Origin of the sequence: Paenibacillus chartarius (genome assembly GCF_042432825.1) — a bacterium.
Classification (GTDB): domain Bacteria; phylum Bacillota; class Bacilli; order Paenibacillales; family NBRC-103111; genus Gordoniibacillus; species Gordoniibacillus chartarius.
In genome coordinates this window covers 1-23,584 of the sequence record NZ_JBHLWN010000058.1, presented here as the reverse complement: position 1 = coordinate 23,584, position 23,584 = coordinate 1, and the positions used below count along the sequence as shown (strand labels likewise).

Genomic DNA, 23,584 nt, shown 5'->3' with positions numbered 1-23,584 from the left:
GTTGATCCGCTCCTGGATGATCGCCACCGCATTCTTATGCGCTTTCGAAATTCAGGATAAAAAGGTGCTCATTGTAACGGCTCATGCTGCAGAAAAAATACAGGGAAATGCGGACCCAACGCTTACTTATGATAGTTCGGGGCTTGTAGGAAATGATGCTTTAACCGGGGGGTTGGCAAGAGTTGCTGGCGAGGATGCTGGCGTATATCCTATTCTCTCAACATTAGATAAACCAAATTACAACATCAAATACACTGGTAATTATTTAGTAATTAAGTCGCCGGTAAGCGGTGTTCCTCTAACTCCTACGGGCGGCGTCAGCGGTAGGGTTGAAGATTATACAGGCTCAAACTTACCAATCATTGTTTCCGTAGCTCTTGGAAACCAAGTAATGAACAGCCAGCAGACGAGTCCTGATGGAACATTTCATTTTACCGAACTAGCTGATGGGGCCTACAATGTAATAGCGAATAATGGATTGTTCAGCGAATCGGTCCTTGCAATAATTATCGGCGGCAAGATTACTCACTTGGAGAACATCATTCTTGGTCGAATTGAAAGCATCGTTGAAGTGGCACCAAGCACTCCGCCTGTTGCAGTTTCAGGACTGCATAGGTTATTTTCCACAAATGTGTATGAAAATACCGATTATCAGCATGAAGTAGATAATAATGGCGGAAGGGCTCAAATCATTTTTGCAGCCGCAGGCAAAATCGAAAGTGACGTAAGCGAAGATGCAAATAAAATCAAAACCATAGCAAACGGTCAGGAAATCAAAACGTATATCGATTTTAAAGTGAAAAAATCGCTATACGACCAGTTCGATCGACAAATAGGTCAAACTGAACCATTATATGAACTTCCAAGAACAATACAAATCGTTCTCCCGCTTAACGATGCGCTTGCAGGAAAAAAGCTTGCCGTATTCAGAGTGCATGAAGGAGTTCCGCAACAGTTATCGTCAGATCCAACACAACCGGAATACTTTACAGTATCAAACACATTTATAACTCTGAATGTTAATAAATTTTCTACTTACGCAATCGGATTAGCAAATGAGGTAATTGAACAACAAGATGATAGCACTTCATCAAGCGGCACTACGATAACCTCGAATAACAGTATTGTAGGAAGCGACAGCAAACCACCCAATAACATCGCTGTAAACAACAATACTGGCATCGCGGCGGAAGCTTTTAAGGTTGTTTCGCAGGTTTTGAACACTGACGACCATATATTATATACGGTAGGTTATCCCGATGGGGAATGGAAGCCGAACAACAATGTAACTCGCGCAGAAACCGCAATGATGTTGTACAATCTGTTGCGCAACAAAACTGCTGTAGGTAATATGAAGCTTAAGGACATTGAGCCGGGCCAATGGTACTACAATGCAGTGACAACATTAACTAAACTGAGCATCATTAGCGGATATTCGGATGGAACATTCAAACCGAACAGTCCGATTACAAGAGCTGAGTTTGTTGCCATGCTAGAACGCTTTGCAAATTTAGGTGCGGACGGAAAACAATTCTCCGATGTTCCCAGCACTCATTGGGCGTATAATGAAATCATAAGGGCGACGGGGTATGGATGGATAGATGGATATCCTGATCATACTTTTATGCCGGATAAGTTCATTGCACGTTCTGAAGCCGTTACGATCATAAATAAAATGCTGAGACGTGCGGCAGATCCAAAATTTATAAATAATACATCTAATAATGTCAGGCTGTTCCCAGATGTCAGTCCGGATTTTTGGGCTTTTAAAGATATAGTAGAGTCTACAAACAGCCACGACTACACGAAGATAGATACCGGCGAAACTTGGACAAGATTACGCAGTAAGTAAACAAATACCTTGCGGTATGCGGCTTAAATAGCCAATTGCTGCAAGGTGTTTTTTTGATAATGGGTAGGCAAGCGAAACGGAATATTGCTCATCTTTCGATTTAAAGGTATTGTATACGGGGGTAGCCGATGTTATGATGGTTTTGTGGTACTACCACGAACACAACTTGAGGTTGGCTTCCATGCCTTCCCGAGGACAGGAATTCAGGTGAGGTGGTTAGGTTGAGACCATTGGAAGGATTAGTTGTGCTGGAGTTTTGCCAGTATTTGTCCGGACCTTCCGCGACACTCCGGCTGGCGGACTTGGGCGCGAGGGTGATCAAAATCGAACGGCCGGGGGTCGGGGACGGCTGCCGCCAGCTTGTATTAAACAATCTCGAAACTAGCGAAGGCAGCGTTCTGTTTCAAACGATCAACCGTAACAAAGAAAGCTATGCGGCCGACATGAAAAATCCGCAGGATCTCGAGAAGCTCAGAAAGCTGATCCGTCAGGCGGATGTTTTGGTCGAAAACTTTCGTCCCGGAACGATGGAGAAAATCGGTCTTGGCTATGAGGAGGTTAAGCAAATCAATCCGGGCATCGTCTACGGTACGGTTACCGGCTACGGAAAAGAAGGTCCTTGGAAAAACAAGCCGGGACAGGACCTTCTCATTCAGTCCTTGTCGGGCCTCGCATATTTGAATGGAAATCGCGACCAGCCGCCGATGCCTTTTGCTTTAGCAGTAGCCGATCTAATGACGGGGGCGCAATTGGCGCAGGGAATATTGGCTTGCTTAGTTCGCCGCGGACGTACAGGCGAAGGCGGGTATGTGGAGGTAAGCTTGCTTGAAGCCATGCTTGACTTCCAATTTGAGGTGCTGACCACTTATTTGAACGATGGCGGGCAATTGCCTGACCGCAGCTCCATTAACAATGCACATGCTTATTTGGGTGCGCCTTACGGCATATACGAGACGAAAGACGGCTACATTGCACTCGCTATGGGTCCTGTCGGCCGGCTCGGGCAATTGCTTGATTGTCCGGAGGTAGCGGCGTTTACCGATCCGTTGGAGTGGTTTACCCGCAGGGATGAGATTAAGGGGCTTCTTGCAGAGCATTTGAAGCAGAGAACGACGGGTGAATGGCTGAGCGTGCTTGAGCCTGCGGATTACTGGTGTTCTGACGTGTTTACATGGGATAAATTGCTGCATCATGAAGGGTTCAAGGTGCTGGACATGATTCTGGAGGTAGGCCGTCCCGGTCAGAGGCCGCTCAGAACGACGCGTTGTCCGATTCGGATTAACGGCGAACGCATCAAATCCGCTCAATGGGCGCCGGCAATCGGTGAGAACAATGAGAAGATTGAGTCGGATTTCAATCTGAAATCGTAAATTTGTTTGCGAGAGCGGTGACAACATGGACGGAGCTTCATTTCAGAAGCCTCTAGAGGGAATATTGGTGCTTGATTTCAGCCAATTTCTTTCCGGCCCGTCGGCGGCCCTGCGACTGGCTGATTTGGGAGCTCGCGTGATGAAAATCGAGAGGCCGGGTACCGGGGATATATGCAGGACGCTATATATATCGAATCTGGAGCTTGACGGCGACAGCACGCTCTTTCATTCGATCAACCGTAACAAAGAAAGCTTTGCCGCCGATTTGAAGAAGCCGAACGATGTTCAGCTCGTGGCAAAGCTGATCGGGAAGGCGGATGTGCTCATTCAAAATTTTCGTCCGGGAGTCATGGAAAAGCTCGGTTTGGATTATGAAACGCTGAAGAAGATCAATCCAAGGCTCGTTTATGGCGAAATCACCGGTTACGGCAATGAAGGGCCATGGGTTGGAAAGCCCGGTCAGGATCTGCTTGTTCAGTCGCTCTCCGGTATGACCTGGTTGAACGGCAATGGCGGACAACCGCCGACGCCATGCGGCTTGGCGATCGCAGATATGTCGGCAGGCGCCCACCTTGTTCAGGGCATATTGTCCGGCCTAGTCCGAAGAGGGATTACGGGGGAAGGCTGCTTGGTTCAGGTTAGCTTGCTGGAATCGATATTGGATGTTCAATTTGCGGAGTTCACCACGTTCCTGAACGACGGCGGCAGGCTGCCGATCCGCAGCGGAATCCACAATGCTCACCCCTATATGGCGGCACCCTATGGCATCTACCAGACAAAGGACGGATTCCTTGCGTTAGCGCACGGATCAGTCATTGAACTCGGAAAGCTGCTGGGATGCGAGTCTTTGCTGGAATACGCCGATCCCCATGGTTGGCTGAACCAACGGGATGAAATCAAGAGGATGTTGTCCGAGCATCTGCTGCTGCACAGCACTAGAGAATGGCTGGACCGCCTTGAGCCGGCGGGATATAGCTGCTCCGAGGTTCTGAATTGGAGCCAGCTTATGAAGCATGAAGGTTTTCAAGAGCTAGACATGATTCAGGAGGTCCGGCGCAGCAACGGCTATGCGATGTTCACGACGCGCTGTCCTCTTCGCATTGACGGGCAGCTGCTTACTTCGGGCAAAGGTTCCCCCCGAATAGGCGAGGATAATCTGAACATACGGAAAGAATACCGGCTTTAAAGTATCACTTAAGGAGGATGATATGAGCATGCGTTCCATTTTTCACGAAGATTATGAAGTGGGTTCCTTCCGGGAAACGGTCGGACGCACGATTACGGAAACCGATATTGTGATCCATGCGGGGCAAACCGGCGACTTTTATCCTCACCACATGGACGCAGAATGGTGCAAAACTCAGGAATTCAAACAGCGTATCGCCCATGGAACTTTGATTTTCAGTGTCGGTGTCGGGATGAGCGCCGGAGAAATCAATCCGGAAGCGTTCTCCTACGGATATGACCGATTGCGCTTTATCAAACCGGTCTATATCGGGGATACGATCCATGTACGGATTACCATCAAAGAAAAGAGAGAATATCCGAAGAAGCCGGAGCTCGGGATTGTTGTAGAGCAGGTAGAGGTGATCAACCAGCATGGCGCAACCGTATTGGTATGCGAACATTTGCTGATGGTCAAGAAGAAAACGTTGCAGGAGTAACGGTGCCGTTTCCGAAGTAACGGGTCCGGTAGTGCTTGGTTTACTCTAGATCCGCAAGGTGATAAACTAAGCACACTGTGGTGATACCACCAAACCATTTAGGCTGACGAATGAGCAGATTGTCTGATTAATGGAGGGTTATGGAATGGTACATTTAGAGCCCGTGAAAAGAATAACCGTTACGGAACAAGTTATGGAGCAGATCGCCGGGCTTGTGATCAATCAGAAGCTCGCTCCCGGCACACAGCTGCCGAATGAGAGGGATTTGGCCGAAAGCCTGGGAGTAACCCGCGGACGGGTCCGCGAGGCGCTGCGTGCGCTGTCTTTGGTCGGACTCATCACGATTAAGGCTGGAGAAGGCAGCTTTGTCAACCATCAAGAGACCCCTATTCCGGTTGAAACGATTACTTGGATGTTTCACAGTGAATTGAACAATATCGACGAAGTGTATGCAACCCGAAAGCTGATTGAAACGGAGGTTTATCTTCAGGCTGCGGAGCATGCAACGGAACAGGCTCTGACAGAGTTGACCCGGATGGTCGAAAGGCTGTCCGAGACCCGAGATCCCGAGAAGTTCCACCAACTGATTGACCAATGCGACATTGCCGTAGGGGAAATGTGCGGGAACCGGATCTTGGCAAAGCTGATGCAAACGATGGTTCATTTAAGAAAGCAAACCAGCCATAAAATTTTGCAGGTGCCGGGTTCCATGAGCAAAAGTGCGGAATCGAGGAGAGCCTTGCTTCATGCTTTGCAGACCGGAGACCGGAAGCGGATTCGGGAAATTATGGAAACCCATTTGACGACCTCCAAACAATTTTATGCAAGTCATGTTGCTGAGGGCGATGAAGAACTAGACTAGGGCTGAGAGGAAGAATGGAGGAGCAGCAGGATGATAACTATTCGAGGGATGACTTGGCAGCATGAACGGGGAGTAGCTCCGCTGGTTGCCGCGGCTTCCGACTATAATCGGCTTCATCCGGACGTAAAGATGGAATGGGATGCCCGTTCGTTACAGGACTTTGAACGGTATCCGTTGGAGCTTCTCGCCGACCGATATGATTTGATCATGATCGATCATCCCCATATCGGTGCGGCTGTTGCCGAAAACCTTCTGCTGCCGTTAGATGACTTCATAGCTTCGTCCTTTCTAACCGATCAGAGGCTGCAAAGTGTCGGATCGAGCTATGACAGCTATACTTGGGAAGGCCGGCAATGGGCGCTTGCGGCGGATGCCGCTGCCCAAATCGCCGCCTATCGTCAAGATTTACTGCAACAAGCGGGATTGGAGCTGCCGCGAAGTTGGGACGATGTGTTGGCGTTAGCCAAAGAGCTTCCCGAAGGTACGAAAATAGGACTTCCACTAGTACCTGTGCACGCGTATTCCAGTTATTTCACGTTATGTGCACAAATCGGCGGCGAAGCATTCTGGAGCCGCGATTTGGATGTTCCTTATGCTGTTGGAGAGGAAGCGCTCCGCATACTGAAGAATCTGCTTGCCGTTTCGCACAAGCAATCGGCTTTTGTCGATCCGATCGGTATGTACGAATTGCTGTGTACGACGAATGAAATTGCCTATGTTCCGTTAATTTACGGGTACTCCAATTATGCAAGAGCCGGATTTCGGCCCTTCCAGGTCCGCTGCGCCAATATCCCTTCCGCAAATGGCAGCCCGAACGGAAGTATGATCGGCGGTGTGGGCCTAGCCATATCATCACGCTGCAAGCATACTGATCATGCCGTTAACTTCCTAACTATGACAGTAAATGGGGATTACCAGAAAACGTCCTTCTTTCAAAACGGGGGTCAGCCCGGGCATTTGAAAGCATGGAAAGATGAAGAAGTCAACCGGGTATCGAACGGATTTTTCCTAGATACGCTTGAAACGCTTACCCTTGGTTCGATGCGTCCGCGGTTTAAAGGCTATATTGAATTCCAAGAACGCGCAGGAACAGACATCCGTCAATTTCTAATAGAAGGAAACGAAAGCTTCGGGTCGATCGTTCATCGGCTTAACCAAATGATACACCGATATAAATCGACAAATTGAGAGCGCTGCCATTTCGTCATTTTCGAATGCTGTGGTGATTATGTCAGTTGAATATATGGGAAATGGGGAGGAACATGTATGATCGTTGACGCGCATCAGCATTTTTGGAATTTTGAACGCATCCCTTATCATTGGCCCACTCCGGATACCCCGACGATTTACCGTACGATTGAAGCGCCTGAACTGGAGCCGCTATTGAAGGAATGCGGCATTGACAAGACCGTAATCGTCCAGGCAATGAATGCTTACGCTGATACAGACTATATGCTTGAGGTGGCGGAACAGTATCCCTGGGTGGCCGGCGTCGTCGGATGGGTTCCTCTTGATCGGCCGGACGAGGCGTCGAGAAAGCTTGAAACGTATCTCAAGAATCCCTACTTCAAAGGTGTACGTCATCTCAACCACGAAGAGCCCGATCCGGATTGGGTGGTTCGGCCTGACGTCATGGAAGGGTTAAAGGTATTAGCCGCAGCCGGAGTTCCGTATGATTTGGTAGCGGTCTTTCCCGAGCATCTCAAGCATGTTCCCGCCTTGGCGGAAGCCATTCCCAATCTAAGGCTGGTTATCGACCATCTCGCTAAGCCCCCGATTCGGGAAGGCCTGTTTCAAGCTTGGGCGGACGCGATGTCGATTGCGGCCCAGTATCCGAATGTGTATGCGAAAGTATCCGGACTGAATACGGCCGCGGAATGGGTTCGTTGGACAGCCGACGACATCAAGCCTTACATCGATCATGCATGGGGCGTATTCGGTTCCGACAGGCTGATGTTCGGCAGTGACTGGCCTGTGGCCAATCTTGCCGGGGATTATAAAAAGGTGTGGAGCGAAACGAACCGCGCGATAGCGGAGTATAGCAAGGAGGATAGAGAGTCCATACTGGGCGGTACGGCAATCAAGTTTTATGGTTTGTAATGGAGGCTGCCTTCCCAAGACAGGGTTGAAGGGCGATACAAATGATAGGGAGCAGTGCTCCCTATCGCGTGTGCTCATAGGGTCGCTTCATATCCGATTCGAAACTGCGGCTTGAGCGGAATTGCGTATGACAAGTCGGGTGTCGACTTTGATTTTTGTTTTTACTTGTTGGCCGCGTTCCAATGATTCGATCAGCATGTCGACAGCCAGATGAGCCATCCGTTCTTTCTCCACATGGATCGTAGTTAATTCCGGAGAAACCACCATAGCTTCCGTAATATTATCAAATCCGACGACGGATATCTCAGCAGGGACCGAGATCCCGAGTTCCGCCAATGTTTTCATGGCACTGATGGCGATATAGTCGCACTCGCAGAAAACAGCCGACGGCAATTTTCCGTTGAGCTGCAGATGGCTTTCCAGCTGCCTTTTTAAATCATCTTGCGATGAAAGCATCGTAGGGGCTACGGAAAAAAAACTGCCGCGAGGTACTTCCAGCCCTTGTTCGCTCAGAGACTGCAAGAATCCCCGTTTTCTTTCTTCGAAATTGTGAATTCTGACATTCGACGCGATATATCCAAAGGTCCGATGCCCCATACCGGTTAAATAAGCGCCCGCCTGGTACGCGCCCATAAAATTGTTGATTCCGACAAAATGAACCGGCAGCGTATCGAAATGCGTATCCAGGACGACCAGGTGAGTACCGAAGATTTCGGAAATCGTTGAGACCTGCTCTGCTGTTAGGTTGGTTCCGAGCAGGATGATGCCGCTGCTGCGTTTTTCTTCCGCTATAACTCGAATGTCTCTCTCAAAAAACTCCTTGTCGACGGTTGAGAATATTAAGGAATATCCCTGCGATCTACATCTTTCTTCAATGAAATGAATGAGCTCGCGAAAAAAAGGCTGCTGGTAATACTGCTCAAGCACAATGCCGGAATTGGCGAATACGAGAAAGGTAAGTGACTTCGCCGCGTTATCCGATGCAAGGGGTCTTTGTTTGAGAGAGTATCCGGCTTCTTCGGCGATTTGAAGAATTCGCTGCCGAGTCTCGGCACTGATACCGGGCTTACCATTTAATGCAAAAGACACAGCTGACTTAGAGACTCCGGCTTTTTTGGCGATGTCATCTAGATTCATATCCGTACTCCGATCCGCGTTTCAGTATCCGTTTAGTGAGTTTAGTTTACATCACGACGAATTGAAAAGCAATCGGTCGACTAAATGTTTATCATAATAACTATTGTTTTAACTAAAATTGAGCTAAAAATCCGTTGACCAGTGGGCATTGAGATGCTAATATACTCGGTAAGATCATGATTTAGCTAAAAAGTTTAGTATTGTTTAGTTCCTTGGCATTACGCTTGTTAAGTTTTTGGTCGACCAACTTGATATGGAGGGCACGACGCATGAAAACATTCAAACTAGGCTATGCGCCTACCCGTCGTTTTGTATTTAGCGCGGAAGACGCTTTTAAGTACAAGGTGATGATTCGGGAGAAGATCGCAAGCTTCGGATTGGACATCGATATCGTCGATCTGGAAGGACTCAACAATGAAGGCTTATTGTATGACGACCATATCAATGCCGATCAGATTGCTGCTCGCTTTAAAGAGGAGAAGGTTGACGCCGTGTTCTTTCCGCACTGTAACTTCGGTACGGAAGACACCGTTGCACGCGTCGGCAAAGCGCTCGGGAAGCCTGTGCTGCTCTGGGGACCACGCGATGAAGCGCCGCTTGAAGACGGGATGCGGCTTCGCGATACGCAGTGCGGGTTGTTCGCAACAGGCAAGGTTTTGCGCAGATTTAACGTGCCTTTCACCTATGTGACCAATAGCCGGGTCAATGACCCTGTCTTCGAGAGAGGCTTTACGAATTTTATCGCAGCCGCCAATGTCGTCCGTCAATTCCGTAATCTTCGGATTTTGCAGATCGGGCCGCGTCCCGCTTCATTCTGGACAATGATTTGCAATGAAGGCGAACTGCTGGAACGATTTGGCATCGAAATTCATCCGATAACGTTGGTCGATATTCAGCGTGCCTCTAAGCAAATTGAAAAAGGGAACAGTGCAGCGCTGCTTGCAGCAATGGACTACATAAAAGAAAAGCTGGATTGGTCCGAGGTAACCGAAGAGGATGTAAGGCGTATTGCCGCCTTGAAGGTTGCGATGAAGCAGTACGCCATGCAGACGGGAAGCACGGCCATTGCCATTCAATGCTGGTCGGCCCTTCAAGAAGCAATGGGCATTATGCCGTGCTTGGCCAACGCGATATTGACGGATGAGCAAATTCCTGTGACTTGCGAGACCGATATTCACGGTGCCATTACCTCGGTTATGGTACAGGCGGCTTCGATGAATACGGCACCGACCTTTTTCGCCGATCTGACCGTACGACATCCGGAGAACCCGAACGGTGAGCTGTTGTTCCATTGCGGCAACTTCCCCGTGTCGCTATCTGTGGAAAACAAGCCGAAGCTGCGCAAGCACTTCTTGTTCGATGACCACGCACCGGGTACGCATGAAGGCGAGATTCAGGGCGGCAGTATGACGCTGGCACGTTTCGACGGCGATCATGGAGACTATCAGCTGTTTCTCGGCAAAGCACGCGGTATACCCGGACCGTATACCCGTGGCTCCTATGTATGGGTAGAAGTGAACGATTGGCCGCTCTGGGAGGAGAAGCTGGTGAAGGGGCCTTATGTTCATCATTCCGTAGGTATTCATGCGAACGCTATTCCTGCGTTATATGAAGCATGTAACTATATCCCCGGTCTAACCCCGGATCCGGTCGACCCGACCGAACAGGAAATTCAGGCATGGCTTCGCGGCGCCAGATTATAAGTGAAGGGGAAATGTCCGATGGAAATCAGAGAGCTGCAAGCGAAAGCAGCGCAGATCCGAATGGATTTGCTGACCATCATTCATCGTGCCAAGACTGGACACACGGGCGGTTCGCTTAGCAATACAGACATTTTGACGGCGCTTTATTATCGAATTATGAAAGTGGATCCTAACAACCCGAAGTGGGAGAACCGCGACCGGTTTATCGCCAGCAAAGGGCATTCGGTTGAATCGTTGTGGTGCATACTCGCCGACCTGGGCTTCTTCCCGAAAGAGGAGCTGAAGACGTACAGCGGGTTCGGCACACGGCTAATCGGACATCCGAACAACAAGGTGCCCGGCATCGAAATGAATACCGGTGCGCTGGGCCATGGACTTGCTATTAGTGTTGGCATGGCTATTGCAGCCAAACGTGACGGGAGACCGTACCGTGTATTCTGTCTCATGGGCGACGGCGAGCAAGCCGAAGGGTCCGTATGGGAAGCGGCGATGGCAGGCGCCCATTACAAGCTTGATAATTTGATCGGCATCATCGACCGGAACCGGCTTCAAATCAGCGGCACAACGGAAGAAGTCATGGGACTTGAACCTCTCGATGAGAAGTGGACTGCGTTCGGCTGGAACGTTGTTTCCATAGACGGCAACGATATGGCTGCTCTCGTAGAGGCATTCGAGGCTATCCCTGCGGCAGCAGGCAAACCCACATTGATCATGGCGAATACGGTGAAGGGAAAGGGCGTTTCGTTCGCGGAAAATGCGGCGAAATGGCATCATCATGTACCCAATGATGAAGAGCTCCGAAAGGCGCTGGAGGAGCTGGATACACAGCTGCAGGCATTAAGGGCAGAAGGGACGGCAATCTGAACATGTCCAATACAATTCCAAACCGTCAGGTCATTTGCGATACACTGCTGGAGCTCGCCCGGGACGACCGCGACATTATGGTGCTGGCCAGCGATTCCCGGGGTTCTGCAGCGATGGCGCCGTTTGCCAATACGTTTCCGGAACAGTTCGTAGAAGTCGGCATCACCGAACAAAATATCGTCGGTATCGCTGCGGGGCTCGCCCATGCCGGCAAGAAGCCGTTCGTGACGTCTCCCGCATGCTTTCTCAGCATGCGCAGCATCGAACAAATCAAGGTTGACGTCGCTTACTCGGCCACGAACGTAAAGCTGATCGGAATCAGTGGCGGGGTGAGCTATGGCGCGCTGGGCATGTCGCACCACTCTGTTCAAGATATTGCTGTCGCTCGTGCGATTCCCGGCTTGGCCGTCATTCTTCCGGCGGACCGTCACGAGACCAAGAAGATGACGGAAGCGCTAGTTCGTCACGAAGGCGGCGTCTATGTAAGGATCGGCCGTAATCCGGTCGAGGATGTTTATGAAAGCGGCGTCGATTATGACTTCCAGATCGGCAAGGCTGTGACGATGCGCGAGGGGAAAGACGTCACGATCATTGCCGCCGGCGAAACGGTCCGGGTGGCACTGGACGCGGAGCAGCTGCTAAGGCAAGCGGGAGTTTCTTGTCGGGTGCTTAACCTGCATACGATCAAACCGTTGGATGAAGACGCAATTATTCAAGCGGCGTCGGAAACCGGTCACATTATTACAGTGGAAGAGCACAGCATCCACGGCGGACTTGGGGCGGCAGTATCCGAGGTCGTCGTTCAGCATAAGCCGGTACCGATGCGGATCGTCGGCATTCCCGATGAACCGGCGGTCGCCGGGAAGACCGCGGAAGTGTTCCAGCACTATGGGATTAGCGCCGATAACCTGAAGAGGCTTGCTTTAGAGCTGCTAAGCCGATAAAGCGCGGTCGTCATGGGGAAAGGCTATATTGTAACTGTGGATCAGAGCACGTCGGGGACGAAGGCGCTCGTCGTCGACTGTTCAGGAGCCGTTGTCGGAAGAAGTTCGGCAGAGCACCGGCAGATCTATCCTTGCGCAGGCTGGGCAGAGCATGATCCGCTTGAAATTTATGATAACGTCAAGTTGACTGTACGGAGAGCACTGGAATCGGCGGGAATCGATGACAGCCAGATTGCTGTACTAACCGTTACGAATCAACGGGAAACGGCCGTCATGTGGGATCGAACTACCGGTTTGCCGGTATATCCTGCGATCGTTTGGCAATGTCAAAGAACCGCGGATGCATGTGCGGCTTTGCAAGAAAAGGGTTACGGGGAGCTTGTGCGTGCGAAGACCGGGCTTATGCTGGATCCGTATTTCTCCGCCGCTAAGTGGACATGGATCATCGACCATGTACCCGGCGTACGGGAGAAGCTTGAAGCCGGCGAGCTGCTTGCCGGTACAATCGACTGCTGGCTGCTGTGGAAGCTAACCGGCGGCGCCGTTCATGCAACCGACTGTACGAATGCGAGCCGCACATCCTTATTCAATATTCATTCGCTGCAGTGGGATGACGAGCTATGCCGTTTGTTCCAAGTGCCTCAACAGCTTTTGCCGGAGGTCAAGTCGTCCGACGAGATATTCGGCTATACGAATGAACCAGACCTCTTCGAAGGACGTAAAGTACCAATTTCGGGTGTTATTGGAGATTCGCAGGCGGCGCTATTTGGCAACCGATGCTTCCGGACCGGCATGGCCAAGGCTACCTTCGGCACCGGCACATCGGTTTTGATGAACGTCGGCAATCACCCTGTAGATGGCGGCACGGGACTTGTTTCCGCTATTGCCTGGGGAATAGGGGGGACGACCACCTATGCATTGGAGGCCGTGATCCGTTCGTCCGGGGATTGCCTCAAGTGGGTTCGTGATAACCTTGGCTTGTTCACGACGTTCGATCAGCTTGAAGAGATGCTGGAGCAAGTCAAAGAGCCTGACGGCGTGTACCTTGTTCCGGCATTTGTAGGCTTAGGGGCACCTTATTGGGATCCCTACGCCAGAGCCGCCATCGTCGGAATGAACCGGGGCACTTCGAAAGCGCATATCGTTCGTGCGGCGGTCGAGAGCATTGCTTATCAAGTACGCGATGCCGTAGAATTCATGCAGACGGAGTCTGGGGTTCGGCTGGAAGAGCTCTGTGCGGATGGCGGCGCTGCGACTAACGGCATCCTCATGCAGTTTCAGGCTGACATGCTTGATTGTCCCATCGTTCAGCCGGTCATCGCCGAACTCTCGGCTATGGGCTCGGTTTACATAGGCGGTCTCGGCGTCGGCTTCTGGACTTCGCAGGATGAGATTGCAGCATTGCCGCGTTCCTATCGCAAGTTTGAACCGGACATGTCCCCGGAGCTCAGGGCTATGAAATATGCCGGTTGGCGCAGGGCAGTCACAACGATTTTACAGTCGTGAGCTGATGTTCGTTCAAGTAAAATAAATCCAACCGGAAGCCCGAGACTAATAACTCGGGCTTTTTCCCATACAGTTGAAGGCATTCGATTAACACGCATATGGACACATGGTACAGTTCAAGTGTAAAGGGACATGAAAACGCAATCTTCCGCCCGTTACGTTCAGAAAGAGCTTTACCAGAGGTGAGACACGATGAAATCTGCAAGACGGAGGCTGTTTCCCAACCGTCAACTGTATGCCATGCTTCTTCGCCGTCCACGTTCGGGATTCAGGCAAGCATACTCAAGCGGAGGTCATTTACAAGCTTAAATCGTATATCGACGAGCATTTACAGGAGGAGCTTTCGCTTCGGCGAAGTGATGAAGGAATCGTTTACCGAATTCGTGACCCGTACGAGGCATAACCGGGCTACGGCATTGCTGCGGGACGAATCCAAATGTTCCGTTACCGAGATTGCGGCACAGGTCGGTTATCGCAACCTGCAGGCAGATGAAGTCTGCGGCGTACGGCGTATCGGATATCCTGGACACATACGTGTATCGTGTGGGGCTGCAAAATGCACAGTTCAGCTTGAATACGGCTGTCGGGCTGTTTCGTGTTACGATGTTTTTCAGCGGAGGCTTGATTCCCCCTATTTGCTGATCAAATCGCTCGGATTCATCGATTCGCGAAGGTCTTTGATCATCCCGGCTTTGATTAGTACGTACTCGCTGCTCATTCTCCGCAATTTCTTCATGAGTATTCCGGAAGAGCTGGAGGATTCGGCCAAAATCGACGGAGCCAACGAATTGCGGATCTTGTTCACCATCGTCATGCCGCTGTCGAAGCCCGGGTTGAATATATCCAACCGGGGATAACGCTTTCATTGTGTAAACAACTGGTAAGTAAAGTAAAAAGATGTACATTGTCTCACTACATCCATCAATTTTAAAATAAATGCATACACAGCTGGGGGGGAGAGTTCAAAAGGCAGCTGCAATTCCGGCATGAGGACAATCGGAACTGACCAGCTCAAATTTCGGCTAGATTGGAAGCGTTTTCTGGCTACTTATTTTTCAATAAAGAGGAGGTCGATATGGTGCGTTTACAAGGAACCGGTATGAGGAGCATGTCGATAAGGAAATTCCTTTATATTCTTCCTTTCATGATTGTAATTGCCACCTTTTCATACTACCCGCTATATGGGTGGGTCTATGCTTTCTTTGACTATATGCCGCCGACTCCTCTGTCCCAATCGCCGTTTGTCGGCTTCAAGTGGTTTCGCTCTTTGGCCGAAAACCAAGTCAAGGTCGACCAGCTGCTTCAAGTCATCAAGAACACGTTTGGAATGAGCGGCTTGCTGCTGCTATTTTCCTGGCTTCCCATGATATTTGCCATATTCCTGAATGAGATAAAAGCCATATGGTTTCGGAAGTTTGTACAGACGGTCACCACCCTACCGAACTTTATCAGCTGGGTATTGGTCTATTCGCTGGCGTTTACCATGTTCTCTAGTGAAGGCATAGCTAACGGGCTTCTCAAACAATGGGGATTTATTGATACTCCTGTGTTATTCCTTCAAAACTCCGATCATGTTTGGATGACGATGTGGATGTGGACTACGTGGAAAACATTGGGCTGGTCGGCCATCTTGTATATTGCGGCGATTACGGGAATCGACGACTCTCTGTATGAAGCGGCCCATGTAGACGGTGCGACGAGAATGCAGGTCATACGGCATGTCACCTTGCCAAGCTTGCTGCCTACCTATTTTGTTTTGTTGCTGCTGCAAATTGCGAGCTTCCTGAATAACGGCATGGAGCAATATTTCGTATTTCAAAATTCATTCAACAAGGACACCATACAGGTTTTAGACCTATATGTATACAACCTGGCCATGGGGGGCGGCAGCTATTCCGTTTCTGTCGCGATCAGCATGCTGAAGAGTCTAATTAGTGTCTTGCTTCTCTTTACTGTGAACGGGTTATCCAAATTGGTAAGAGGAGAGAGCATGGTATGAGTGACTATCCGGTCAGCACGACCGACAGATTGATTGCTGTGTTGGTCTATGCCTTATTTGCTCTGTTTGCGCTTCTATGCGTGTTTCCATTTTACTCGATTGTCATTAATACCATTAGTGCGAACGATCTGAGTGCCAGAGGCGAAATCCTATTTGTTCCAAGGCAAATCCATTTCCAGAACTACATGGATATGTCTAAAATACCGGGGCTGTGGAATGCCGCAATGATATCGCTCGGAAGAACATTGCTGGGAACCGCTTTGACGGTGGGGGCTTCCGCCTTCCTGGGATTTATGTTTACTCAGGAGGATATGTGGAGAAGAAAATTCTGGTACCGCTTTACGATTGTAACCATGTATTTTAATGCCGGGATTATTCCATGGTATTTGACCATGAGATCCCTGCATTTGACCAACAATTTTCTGGCCTATATTTTGCCGACAATCGTAGTCCCTTTCTTCGTCATTCTGGTAAAGACCTTTATAGAATCGACGCCCAAGGAATTGCAGCAGGCTGCCAGTATCGATGGGGCCGGGACGATGACCATGTTTTTCAGAATTATGCTGCCGATCTGCAAGCCCATATTGGCTACGGTCGCTATATTCGCGGCAGTGGATCAGTGGAATGCCTTTCAGGATACATTGCTGCTGGTTACCGACAGCAAGCTGTATAGTTTGCAGTTCATTCTCTATAACTACATCAATCAGGCAAGTTCATTATCCACTATGGTCAACTTGCAAAATGCCGGTTCAACGGCGATGGCGAGTCTGGCAACCAAGCAAACCACAGCCTCCATTCGCATGACGGTTACGATCATAGTTGTTGCTCCCATCTTACTGGTATATCCGATCTTCCAAAGGTTTTTTGTCAAGGGGATTATGATAGGTGCAGTGAAAGGGTAATTTGCGCCATGATAATAAATTAACGGTATTAGGGGGATTGCGTTTCTTATGAGCATGAGGAGCAAAGCGGTAAAAAAATCGGTCTTGATTTTGATTGCTTGTCTATTCCAGGCTGCGGCAGTATTGGCCGGCTGTGAAAGCGCACCAAAAAGTCCGGAAACATCGTCTGCAGAATCAAGCCAGCCATCCCAAGCCGGTACACCGATCGATCACAGTAAGCCGCTGACCGTCACCGTATTTAACAACGCGGCAAATTACCAAGGCGAGCAGACAGGCTGGTATGGAAAGCTGGTTAAGGATAAGTTCAATATTACTTTGAACATTCTTGCTCCGCAGGTTGCCGGCGATCAGTTGTACAAAACAAGATCGGCGGCGGGAGATCTGGGAGATCTTCTGATCATCGACAACAGCCAATTGGAAGAATTGATTCCGGCCGGTCTTATTATGGATATCACGGATAAGGTCAAGAATACGAAGTATTTGTCCCAATATGTCGACAATCATTTCAAGCCTTTCAATGCCGCATTCGATAAAGTAAATCCGAGCGGCAAGATTTATGCTTTGCCGACCTTTGTAGCAGATACGTCGCCCACGACATTCTCGGAGGAAATCCCTTACTCCAGTCCCATCATGCCTTGGGATTATTATAAGGGAGTTGGGGCTCCCAAGCTGAACAATTTGACCGATCTTCTGAACGTACTGAAGAGCATGCAGGCAAAGTATCCGAAGACCCCGGACGGTAAACCGATTGTTCCGATTACTCTGTGGAAGGATTGGGACAATAACGGCGGCATGGAAAATGTACGCTGGCTCAGCAACTGGTACGGTTACGAGCAGCCGGACGGAATCACGACATTGCAGTTGAATGCTAAGGGCGACATGGTTCCGCTCATCGATGACAACAGTATGTACAAGAAGATTCTGCAATTTTATTTTACCGCCAACCAGATGGGGCTGGTCGACCCCGACTCGGCTTCCCAGGATTGGAACAAAGTAGCTGAAAAGCTGACCAACAAGCAGGTGCTTCTCTTATGGTACTCGTGGCAAAGAGGGTTCTATAATTCAATTGAAAGAGGCAAGAACGGCGACGGCAATGCAGCTGTTCCGATCGCCGACACCCGTATCATACAGAACAGCGATGCTTATTACGGGAACGGAAGAGTATTCGCAATCGGTTCCAAGGCCAAGGATCCGGCAAGGATCATGGAATTCCTGGATTGGATCGTTTCCCCTGAAGGAATGCGTTACTATACGAACGGATTTGAAGGCTTCAACTACGAAAAGACGGCAGACGGCAAGTTTAGGCTGACCGAAGCAGGACAAACCGCCTTCCAGAAAAATACACCGGTTCCAGCCCAGTATGGAGGCGGCGGCTATCAAGACGGACAAAGCAAGATCAACAGCATGATCATGAGCGATTTTGTCAAAGATCCGGATACGGGTGAATTCTATAACAACAACTACTGGAGCTCTACGATAGAAGCTAACAAGACGGCGTTAACGATCGATTGGCAGAAAACCTATAATGCAACGAATGCAACCGACTACTATCTGAAAAATAATATGATCGATATCGTCCCCAATATCAATACGAGTCTCGGCACCGATTCATCGGACATTAAAAACAAACGCAGCCAGATATCGAACTATGTGAAGAACACGTCCTGGAAAATGGTATTCGCCAAAAGCCAGGCGGAATTCGACCAGCTGTGGGCCAAGATGAAAACCGATGTGGCTGGTCTCGGCTGGAACGATGTGCTTGCCGTGGACACGGCAAAAGCTCAAAAGATCGTAAAAATGCGTGCCGAAGCAAAAGCCGGCAAGTAAAGATCATAGGGAGGCATCCCTTAGACGGAGAGCGCTTTCAAAGTGTCAATGACGGGTAAACAAAGTAAAAAGATGCACATTGTTTGGCAGTATTCGCCAATCCTATAATAAAAGCAGAAACAACGTCTTCATGCAGGGAAGTTAACTTATACGATCGGGGGAGGAACAGGGTAGTGAACCAAAACAGATCCAAAGCATTACTCATTTCGTTCATGACGATAGCCGCTGTTTTATCTGCGTGCAGCGGACCAAGCGGACCGGCAGATGACGGGCAGGGCAAGGCTTCCCAGGCTGAAACGGGGAACAATACAAAGAGCGAGGCAAAAGCGACAAATGCCGATCCGTTAGGCAAATACGATCCGCCGATCGAAGTATCCTTTATCCGGAATCTCAGCGATGTTGTAGAAAACAACGTGCTGGGCGTTCTGAAGGGCGAGACGTTTGAGGACAACCGCTGGACCCGCTTATATAAGGAGCAGCTCGGCATCAACATTAAAAATAAATGGGTCGTCAAAGGAAACGATACTTCAGAGCAATATTTGCAGAAATTGAACGTCACGTTAGCTTCCGGCGACCTGCCGGACGTGATTGCGGTGAACGCAACGCAGCTGAAGCAATTGGCCGACTCCGGCCAGATTGAAGATATGACGGATTTATATCAGCAATATGCTTCTCCGTTAACCAAAGAAATTATGTCGCAGGAGGGCTCGAGCCCGTTCGACGCAGCGACCATCGACGGCAAGCTGATGGCGGTCCCGCAGGTGGATTCCTCGCTTGAACGCGCCATGTTTATCTGGATTCGAACGGATTGGCTGCAGAAGCTCGGATTACAGCCTCCGAAGACCATGGCTGATGTGCAAGCGATCTCCAAGGCCTTCGCGGAAAACGATCCGGACGGCAACGGTAAAAGGGATACGTTCGGCCTCGGGGCAACGAAAGACTTATGGGGCGGAGCCATGGGGCTGGAAGGGTTCATGGCCGGGTATGGAGCCTATCCGAGAATGTGGGTGGCGGATGCCACCGGAAAGCTCGTTTACGGCGGTATTCAACCGGAAATAAAGAAAGCGCTTCAAGCCCTGCAGACGATGTTTAAGAACGGTGAGCTGGATCAGGAATTCGGCATTAAAGACGGAGGCAAAGTATCCGAGCAAATCGCGGCCGGGAAGATCGGCATGGAATACGGCGAACAGTGGAATTCCATCTGGCCGCTGCAGTTAAACAAGAACAACGACCCGAAAGCGCAGTGGCGTGCGTTCCCGATTGTTTCCGATACCGGCGAACCGCCTAAAGTGCCTTTGAAGTTCAGTACGACCAAGTTCTTTGCGGTGAAGAAGGGAGTCAAGCATCCCGAAGCGGTCATCAAAATGTTCAATCTGCATCTGGAGAAAAACTTCGGCAAGACAGCGGAGTTCGACAAGTATTATGCGCCGCCTGAAGCAGAGAGCGTATGGCAGCTATCTCCGGTACAGCCGGCTCCCGTGAAGAAAAATGTGGAGGCGTTCAGAGCGATTGATGCGGCCCGCAAATCCGGAGACTTTTCCAAACTGCAGGGAGAGCCTAAAACCATTCAGGAAAAACTTGAAGCCTATCATTCCGGATCGAAGGAAGGGTTTGCGCTGTGGGGCTGGGAGCGGATTTACGGTCCGGAAGGCTCCGAGGGAGTTGTCGATCAATACGATAAAAACAACATGTTCCTCATGGATAAGTTCGTCGGCGCACCGACTCCTACGATGGTTGAGCGCAAATCGACGCTGGAAAAGCTGCAAAACGAGACGTATACCAAAATTATCATGGGCGCTTCTACGGATGAATTCGACAAGTTCGTGCAAGACTGGACCAAGCTGGGCGGAGAACAGATTACGAAAGAAGTAAACGACTGGTATGCGGCAAAGAAGAAGTAAGCACGGCAACGGGCAGAGGACGGATGAACCTTCCTTCCTCTGCTTATATTTTTGCGGATCGTAAGGGGACTGAAGGAGGATGGATATGATATTGAGGAAAATGCGCAGAGAGCTTCCCCTGCATCTGATGATATTACCGGGTCTGGTGCTGATTGTCTTATTCTCGTATGTGCCTATGGCAGGAATTATTATCGCGTTCCAGAAATTTATCCCGGCGAAAGGCCTCTTCGGCGATCAGCGGTGGGTCGGATTAGATAATTTCGACTATGTTTGGAACTTGCCGAGCTTCAAGCAGGTCCTATGGAATACCCTTTTTATTTCCAGTCTTAAGCTCGTTCTAGGCTTGATCGTGCCGATCGTATTCGCCATCCTTCTGAATGAATTGAAGCATGAATGGATCAAGCGAAGCGTCCAGACAACGATCTATTTGCCGTACTTCCTCTCCTGGGTCGTCCTTAGCGGAATTCTGATCGATATTCTGTCCCCTTCCACCGGTATCGTCAACGAATTGCTGGGCGCCCTTGGCATGAAAAAAATATTTTTCCTCGGGGACAATCAGTGGTTTCCGTTTACGCTGATCCTATCCGACATATGGAAGAACTTCGGATACGGGACTATCGTTTATTTGGCGGCCATCACCGGCATCGATCCCGGACTTTACGAGTCTGCGACGATGGACGGCGCAAATCGATGGCATAAGATGTGGTATATCACCCTGCCCGGCATGCGGATGGTGATCGTGCTCTTATCCGTTCTAAGCTTAGGACAGCTGCTGAATGCGGGCTTCGATCAAGTATTCAATCTGTACAGTCCTCAGGTTTATCAAAGCGGCGACATCTTGGACACGTTTGTTTACCGGATCGGGTTGTTGGATGCTCAATACGGTGTGGCGACCGCGGTCGGACTTTTCAAATCGGTCGTATCCCTGATCTTGATATCCGTCTCTTATTTCGCTGCCTATCGATTCGCCAAATACCGCATCTTCTAGAAGGAGGGAAAGCAGTGTCACAACCGGCATCAGCCAGACTTGTTTCGAATGGAATGGCGGGGGCATCCCGAAAGCGCATGGAATGGTTTTCCGTTCTGAACACGTTGTTTCTCATCTTGATATCGTTCATCTGCGTGCTTCCCCTAATCCATATCATCGCCGTTTCGTTCAGCTCCAGCACTGCGGCGGCGGCGGGCTATGTGAAGCTTTGGCCGGTCGATTTCACACTGGCATCTTACGCTTATACGGCAAGCCGGGAAGCGTTCTGGCAGTCCATGCTCATTTCCTTGGAGCGCATTGCGATGGGGACGCCGTTAAACTTGCTGCTAACTATACTAGTAGCGTATCCCTTATCCAAAGAATCGGGCGCGTTTCGATTTCGGCTCGTCTATGCGTGGATTTTCTTTATTCCCATGCTGTTTCACGGCGGTTTGATCCCTTGGTACACGACCATCAAACAGTACAATTTGCTGGATACGATCTGGGCGCTGATTTTACCTGGCGCGGTGCCTGTTTTCAGCATCGTGCTGCTTCTTAATTTTTTCCGGGAGGTTCCCAAAGAGCTTGAGGAGGCCGCCCTCATGGACGGTGCCAGCCACTGGACGATATTGTGGAAAATTTATGTGCCGATCTCCACACCGGCGCTTGCCACGCTTGCATTATTTTCGATGGTGGAGCATTGGAACAGCTGGTTTGACGGGCTGCTGCTGATGGGCGACCCGGCCCATTACCCGCTGCAAAGCTATATCCAGACGATTGTCATTCAGCAAAATTTGTCGAACATGTCCCGCGACGAAGCGTTGAACCTGGCTCTGATCTCCGACAGAACGCTGAAATCGTCACAGATCTTTCTGGGCTCTCTTCCGATTATTATGGCGTATCCGTTTTTGCAAAAATATTTTGTGAAAGGTATTGTTCTTGGCAGCGTGAAGGGCTAATAATGAAAGAAAAAGCTGGAGGCTTCCCTTGTTCAAGCGCCAACCGTTCTCTTTGCGAAATACGATCTTTCTTCGGCTGCTCGCGACTTTCTTATTGATCATGCTGCCCATTATTTCGTTTGGCGTTTATCTGTATCACTGGATCGTACAGACGGCAAGCGAAGACATCTCCAAAACGGCCGTTTCCCAGATCACATTCTATCTAACCGACCTGGAGAACGAGATTGAACGAATGAAGCTTCTGCAATACGGCATCCTGGAAGACGAGGTGCTCAATGAACTGACCTTGACTTGGAATTCCATGGATGCCTATAAGCGAACGGAAAAAATCAATACGCTGTGGAAGCGGCTCAATGCGATTCAAAACAGCAGCATGTATATCAAAAATGTGAGCGCCAGCATTGTTCCGATTGCCAAATCCATTTCATCCGCAAACGGGACCAGCGATTTCGACGCGGTTGCTTATAATGAGCAACGGCCCAAAGCAGGTGCGCGTAACAACCAGGTTATCGAATGGAAAGGCAGCTTATTCCTAAGCGCCTCCAAGCAGGGGGCCGCCAAAGGGGAACTGCCGTTATTTGTGATCGAAATCGAGCTGGATACGGAAAAGCTCCGCGAAGCGTTAAGTCATCTTAACACTTATAAAGGAAGCGGAATCGTATTGATCTCCAATCAATCTGGCGACCTCCTGGTAGGCAGCTCCACCGAGCCGCTGCAGGAAAATATGGACGCTTTCGTTCAACAAACAAACCCTGCTTCGCTCGCGCAAACGGGAACTTATGAGATTTCGGGAAGCCGCTATTATACGGCTTACGCCAGTTCCACGTATTTGAATATGTCCATCCTCCGATTCATCCCCGAACAAATCATCAAGAAGCCGCTGGATACGTTTTATGCATGGGCATGGCTGTTCATTTTCGCTGCCGTTGTGATGATTGCGGTTTATGCATTCTCCACCTATCAATTTAATAGACTCTCGGCGTTCGCCGAGTCAGGTGGGACAAGGGTTTTCCCTGACCACCCCAGA

The 23,584-nt window shown here is 49.8% G+C and carries 19 protein-coding genes and 1 pseudogene; 19 read left to right on the top strand and 1 reads right to left on the bottom strand.

The features are described from left to right. The 7 genes from ACFFK0_RS14405 to ACFFK0_RS14375 all read left to right on the top strand — a co-directional run. A partial coding sequence (locus tag ACFFK0_RS14405; protein ID WP_377470946.1) for an S-layer homology domain-containing protein occupies nucleotides 1-1,852 on the top strand: 1,852 nt, incomplete at its 5' end. Between the two features lie 212 nt (nucleotides 1,853-2,064). Then, nucleotides 2,065-3,222, top strand: coding sequence for a CaiB/BaiF CoA transferase family protein (locus tag ACFFK0_RS14400; RefSeq protein WP_377470945.1), 1,158 nt, complete (start codon nucleotides 2,065-2,067; stop codon nucleotides 3,220-3,222). 25 nt (nucleotides 3,223-3,247) lie between these two features. Continuing rightward, on the top strand, nucleotides 3,248-4,408 hold the full coding sequence (locus ACFFK0_RS14395) for a CaiB/BaiF CoA transferase family protein (RefSeq protein ID WP_377470943.1): 1,161 nt from the start codon (nucleotides 3,248-3,250) through the stop codon (nucleotides 4,406-4,408). A gap of 22 nt (nucleotides 4,409-4,430) precedes the next feature. Beyond that, nucleotides 4,431-4,886 carry a MaoC family dehydratase gene (locus tag ACFFK0_RS14390; protein ID WP_377470942.1) on the top strand — a complete coding sequence of 152 codons (456 nt, stop codon included), beginning with the start codon at nucleotides 4,431-4,433 and terminating at the stop codon, nucleotides 4,884-4,886. Nucleotides 4,887-5,031: 145 nt separating this feature from the next. Then, a complete protein-coding gene (locus ACFFK0_RS14385) occupies nucleotides 5,032-5,748 on the top strand; it encodes a FadR/GntR family transcriptional regulator (protein WP_377470940.1) in 717 nt (238 codons plus the stop codon). A gap of 30 nt (nucleotides 5,749-5,778) precedes the next feature. Next, nucleotides 5,779-6,936 carry an ABC transporter substrate-binding protein gene (locus tag ACFFK0_RS14380; protein WP_377470939.1) on the top strand — a complete coding sequence of 386 codons (1,158 nt, stop codon included), beginning with the start codon at nucleotides 5,779-5,781 and terminating at the stop codon, nucleotides 6,934-6,936. 78 nt (nucleotides 6,937-7,014) lie between these two features. Then, a complete protein-coding gene (locus ACFFK0_RS14375) occupies nucleotides 7,015-7,848 on the top strand; it encodes an amidohydrolase family protein (RefSeq protein ID WP_377470937.1) in 834 nt (277 codons plus the stop codon). A gap of 87 nt (nucleotides 7,849-7,935) precedes the next feature. On the opposite strand, the gene ACFFK0_RS14370 is transcribed toward ACFFK0_RS14375, so the two are convergent. Beyond that, on the bottom strand, nucleotides 7,936-8,985 hold the full coding sequence (locus ACFFK0_RS14370) for a LacI family DNA-binding transcriptional regulator (RefSeq protein WP_377470936.1): 1,050 nt from the start codon (nucleotides 8,983-8,985) through the stop codon (nucleotides 7,936-7,938). 269 nt (nucleotides 8,986-9,254) lie between these two features. On the opposite strand from ACFFK0_RS14370, the gene ACFFK0_RS14365 reads away from it, so the two are divergent. The 12 genes and pseudogenes from ACFFK0_RS14365 to ACFFK0_RS14310 form a co-directional block, all read left to right on the top strand. Further along, nucleotides 9,255-10,688, top strand: coding sequence for an L-fucose/L-arabinose isomerase family protein (locus tag ACFFK0_RS14365; protein WP_377470935.1), 1,434 nt, complete (start codon nucleotides 9,255-9,257; stop codon nucleotides 10,686-10,688). A gap of 18 nt (nucleotides 10,689-10,706) precedes the next feature. Next, on the top strand, nucleotides 10,707-11,552 hold the full coding sequence (locus ACFFK0_RS14360) for a transketolase (protein WP_377470934.1): 846 nt from the start codon (nucleotides 10,707-10,709) through the stop codon (nucleotides 11,550-11,552). 2 nt (nucleotides 11,553-11,554) lie between these two features. Further along, nucleotides 11,555-12,496: a transketolase family protein gene (locus ACFFK0_RS14355; protein ID WP_377470933.1), complete on the top strand. Its 942-nt coding sequence runs from the start codon at nucleotides 11,555-11,557 to the stop codon at nucleotides 12,494-12,496. Nucleotides 12,497-12,508: 12 nt separating this feature from the next. After that, entirely contained in the window at nucleotides 12,509-14,002 is a 1,494-nt protein-coding gene (gene glpK, locus ACFFK0_RS14350; protein ID WP_377470932.1) for a glycerol kinase GlpK, read from the top strand. A 182-nt stretch (nucleotides 14,003-14,184) separates the two neighbouring features. After that, nucleotides 14,185-14,859 carry a helix-turn-helix domain-containing protein gene (locus ACFFK0_RS14345; RefSeq protein WP_377470931.1) on the top strand — a complete coding sequence of 225 codons (675 nt, stop codon included), beginning with the start codon at nucleotides 14,185-14,187 and terminating at the stop codon, nucleotides 14,857-14,859. Between the two features lie 218 nt (nucleotides 14,860-15,077). Continuing rightward, nucleotides 15,078-16,001 carry an ABC transporter permease subunit gene (locus ACFFK0_RS14340; RefSeq protein WP_377470930.1) on the top strand — a complete coding sequence of 308 codons (924 nt, stop codon included), beginning with the start codon at nucleotides 15,078-15,080 and terminating at the stop codon, nucleotides 15,999-16,001. Continuing rightward, nucleotides 15,998-16,903: a carbohydrate ABC transporter permease gene (locus tag ACFFK0_RS14335; protein ID WP_377470929.1), complete on the top strand. Its 906-nt coding sequence runs from the start codon at nucleotides 15,998-16,000 to the stop codon at nucleotides 16,901-16,903. Before ACFFK0_RS14340 ends, ACFFK0_RS14335 begins: the two co-directional genes overlap by 4 nt. Nucleotides 16,904-16,951: 48 nt before the next feature. Beyond that, nucleotides 16,952-18,730: a type 2 periplasmic-binding domain-containing protein gene (locus ACFFK0_RS14330; RefSeq protein WP_377470928.1), complete on the top strand. Its 1,779-nt coding sequence runs from the start codon at nucleotides 16,952-16,954 to the stop codon at nucleotides 18,728-18,730. 212 nt (nucleotides 18,731-18,942) lie between these two features. Continuing rightward, complete coding sequence (locus tag ACFFK0_RS14325; RefSeq protein WP_377470950.1) at nucleotides 18,943-20,631, top strand: extracellular solute-binding protein; 1,689 nt, start codon at nucleotides 18,943-18,945, stop codon at nucleotides 20,629-20,631. Nucleotides 20,632-20,716: 85 nt separating this feature from the next. Then, nucleotides 20,717-21,619 (top strand): ABC transporter permease, encoded by a 903-nt coding sequence (locus ACFFK0_RS14320; RefSeq protein WP_377470927.1) that lies wholly within the window; start codon nucleotides 20,717-20,719, stop codon nucleotides 21,617-21,619. Between the two features lie 53 nt (nucleotides 21,620-21,672). Further along, nucleotides 21,673-22,557, top strand: a complete 885-nt coding sequence (locus ACFFK0_RS14315; protein ID WP_377470948.1) for a carbohydrate ABC transporter permease — start codon at nucleotides 21,673-21,675, stop codon at nucleotides 22,555-22,557. Between the two features lie 28 nt (nucleotides 22,558-22,585). Next, nucleotides 22,586-23,584, top strand: a pseudogene (locus ACFFK0_RS14310) (sensor histidine kinase); the annotation flags it as partial.

Excerpts from the sequence above, each read along its gene's own strand:
- ACFFK0_RS14395 (WP_377470943.1), top strand. The coding sequence starts at position 3,248 with ATGGACGGAGCTTCATTTCAGAAGCCTCTAGAGGGAATATTGGTGCTT.
- ACFFK0_RS14390 (WP_377470942.1), top strand. The coding sequence starts at position 4,431 with ATGAGCATGCGTTCCATTTTTCACGAAGATTATGAAGTGGGTTCCTTC.
- ACFFK0_RS14385 (WP_377470940.1), top strand. The coding sequence starts at position 5,032 with ATGGTACATTTAGAGCCCGTGAAAAGAATAACCGTTACGGAACAAGTT.
- ACFFK0_RS14380 (WP_377470939.1), top strand. The coding sequence starts at position 5,779 with ATGATAACTATTCGAGGGATGACTTGGCAGCATGAACGGGGAGTAGCT.
- ACFFK0_RS14375 (WP_377470937.1), top strand. The coding sequence starts at position 7,015 with ATGATCGTTGACGCGCATCAGCATTTTTGGAATTTTGAACGCATCCCT.
- ACFFK0_RS14370 (WP_377470936.1), bottom strand. The coding sequence starts at position 8,985 with ATGAATCTAGATGACATCGCCAAAAAAGCCGGAGTCTCTAAGTCAGCT.
- ACFFK0_RS14365 (WP_377470935.1), top strand. The coding sequence starts at position 9,255 with ATGAAAACATTCAAACTAGGCTATGCGCCTACCCGTCGTTTTGTATTT.
- ACFFK0_RS14360 (WP_377470934.1), top strand. The coding sequence starts at position 10,707 with ATGGAAATCAGAGAGCTGCAAGCGAAAGCAGCGCAGATCCGAATGGAT.
- ACFFK0_RS14355 (WP_377470933.1), top strand. The coding sequence starts at position 11,555 with ATGTCCAATACAATTCCAAACCGTCAGGTCATTTGCGATACACTGCTG.
- glpK (WP_377470932.1), top strand. The coding sequence starts at position 12,509 with ATGGGGAAAGGCTATATTGTAACTGTGGATCAGAGCACGTCGGGGACG.
- ACFFK0_RS14340 (WP_377470930.1), top strand. The coding sequence starts at position 15,078 with ATGGTGCGTTTACAAGGAACCGGTATGAGGAGCATGTCGATAAGGAAA.
- ACFFK0_RS14335 (WP_377470929.1), top strand. The coding sequence starts at position 15,998 with ATGAGTGACTATCCGGTCAGCACGACCGACAGATTGATTGCTGTGTTG.
- ACFFK0_RS14330 (WP_377470928.1), top strand. The coding sequence starts at position 16,952 with ATGAGCATGAGGAGCAAAGCGGTAAAAAAATCGGTCTTGATTTTGATT.
- ACFFK0_RS14325 (WP_377470950.1), top strand. The coding sequence starts at position 18,943 with ATGACGATAGCCGCTGTTTTATCTGCGTGCAGCGGACCAAGCGGACCG.
- ACFFK0_RS14320 (WP_377470927.1), top strand. The coding sequence starts at position 20,717 with ATGATATTGAGGAAAATGCGCAGAGAGCTTCCCCTGCATCTGATGATA.
- ACFFK0_RS14315 (WP_377470948.1), top strand. The coding sequence starts at position 21,673 with ATGGCGGGGGCATCCCGAAAGCGCATGGAATGGTTTTCCGTTCTGAAC.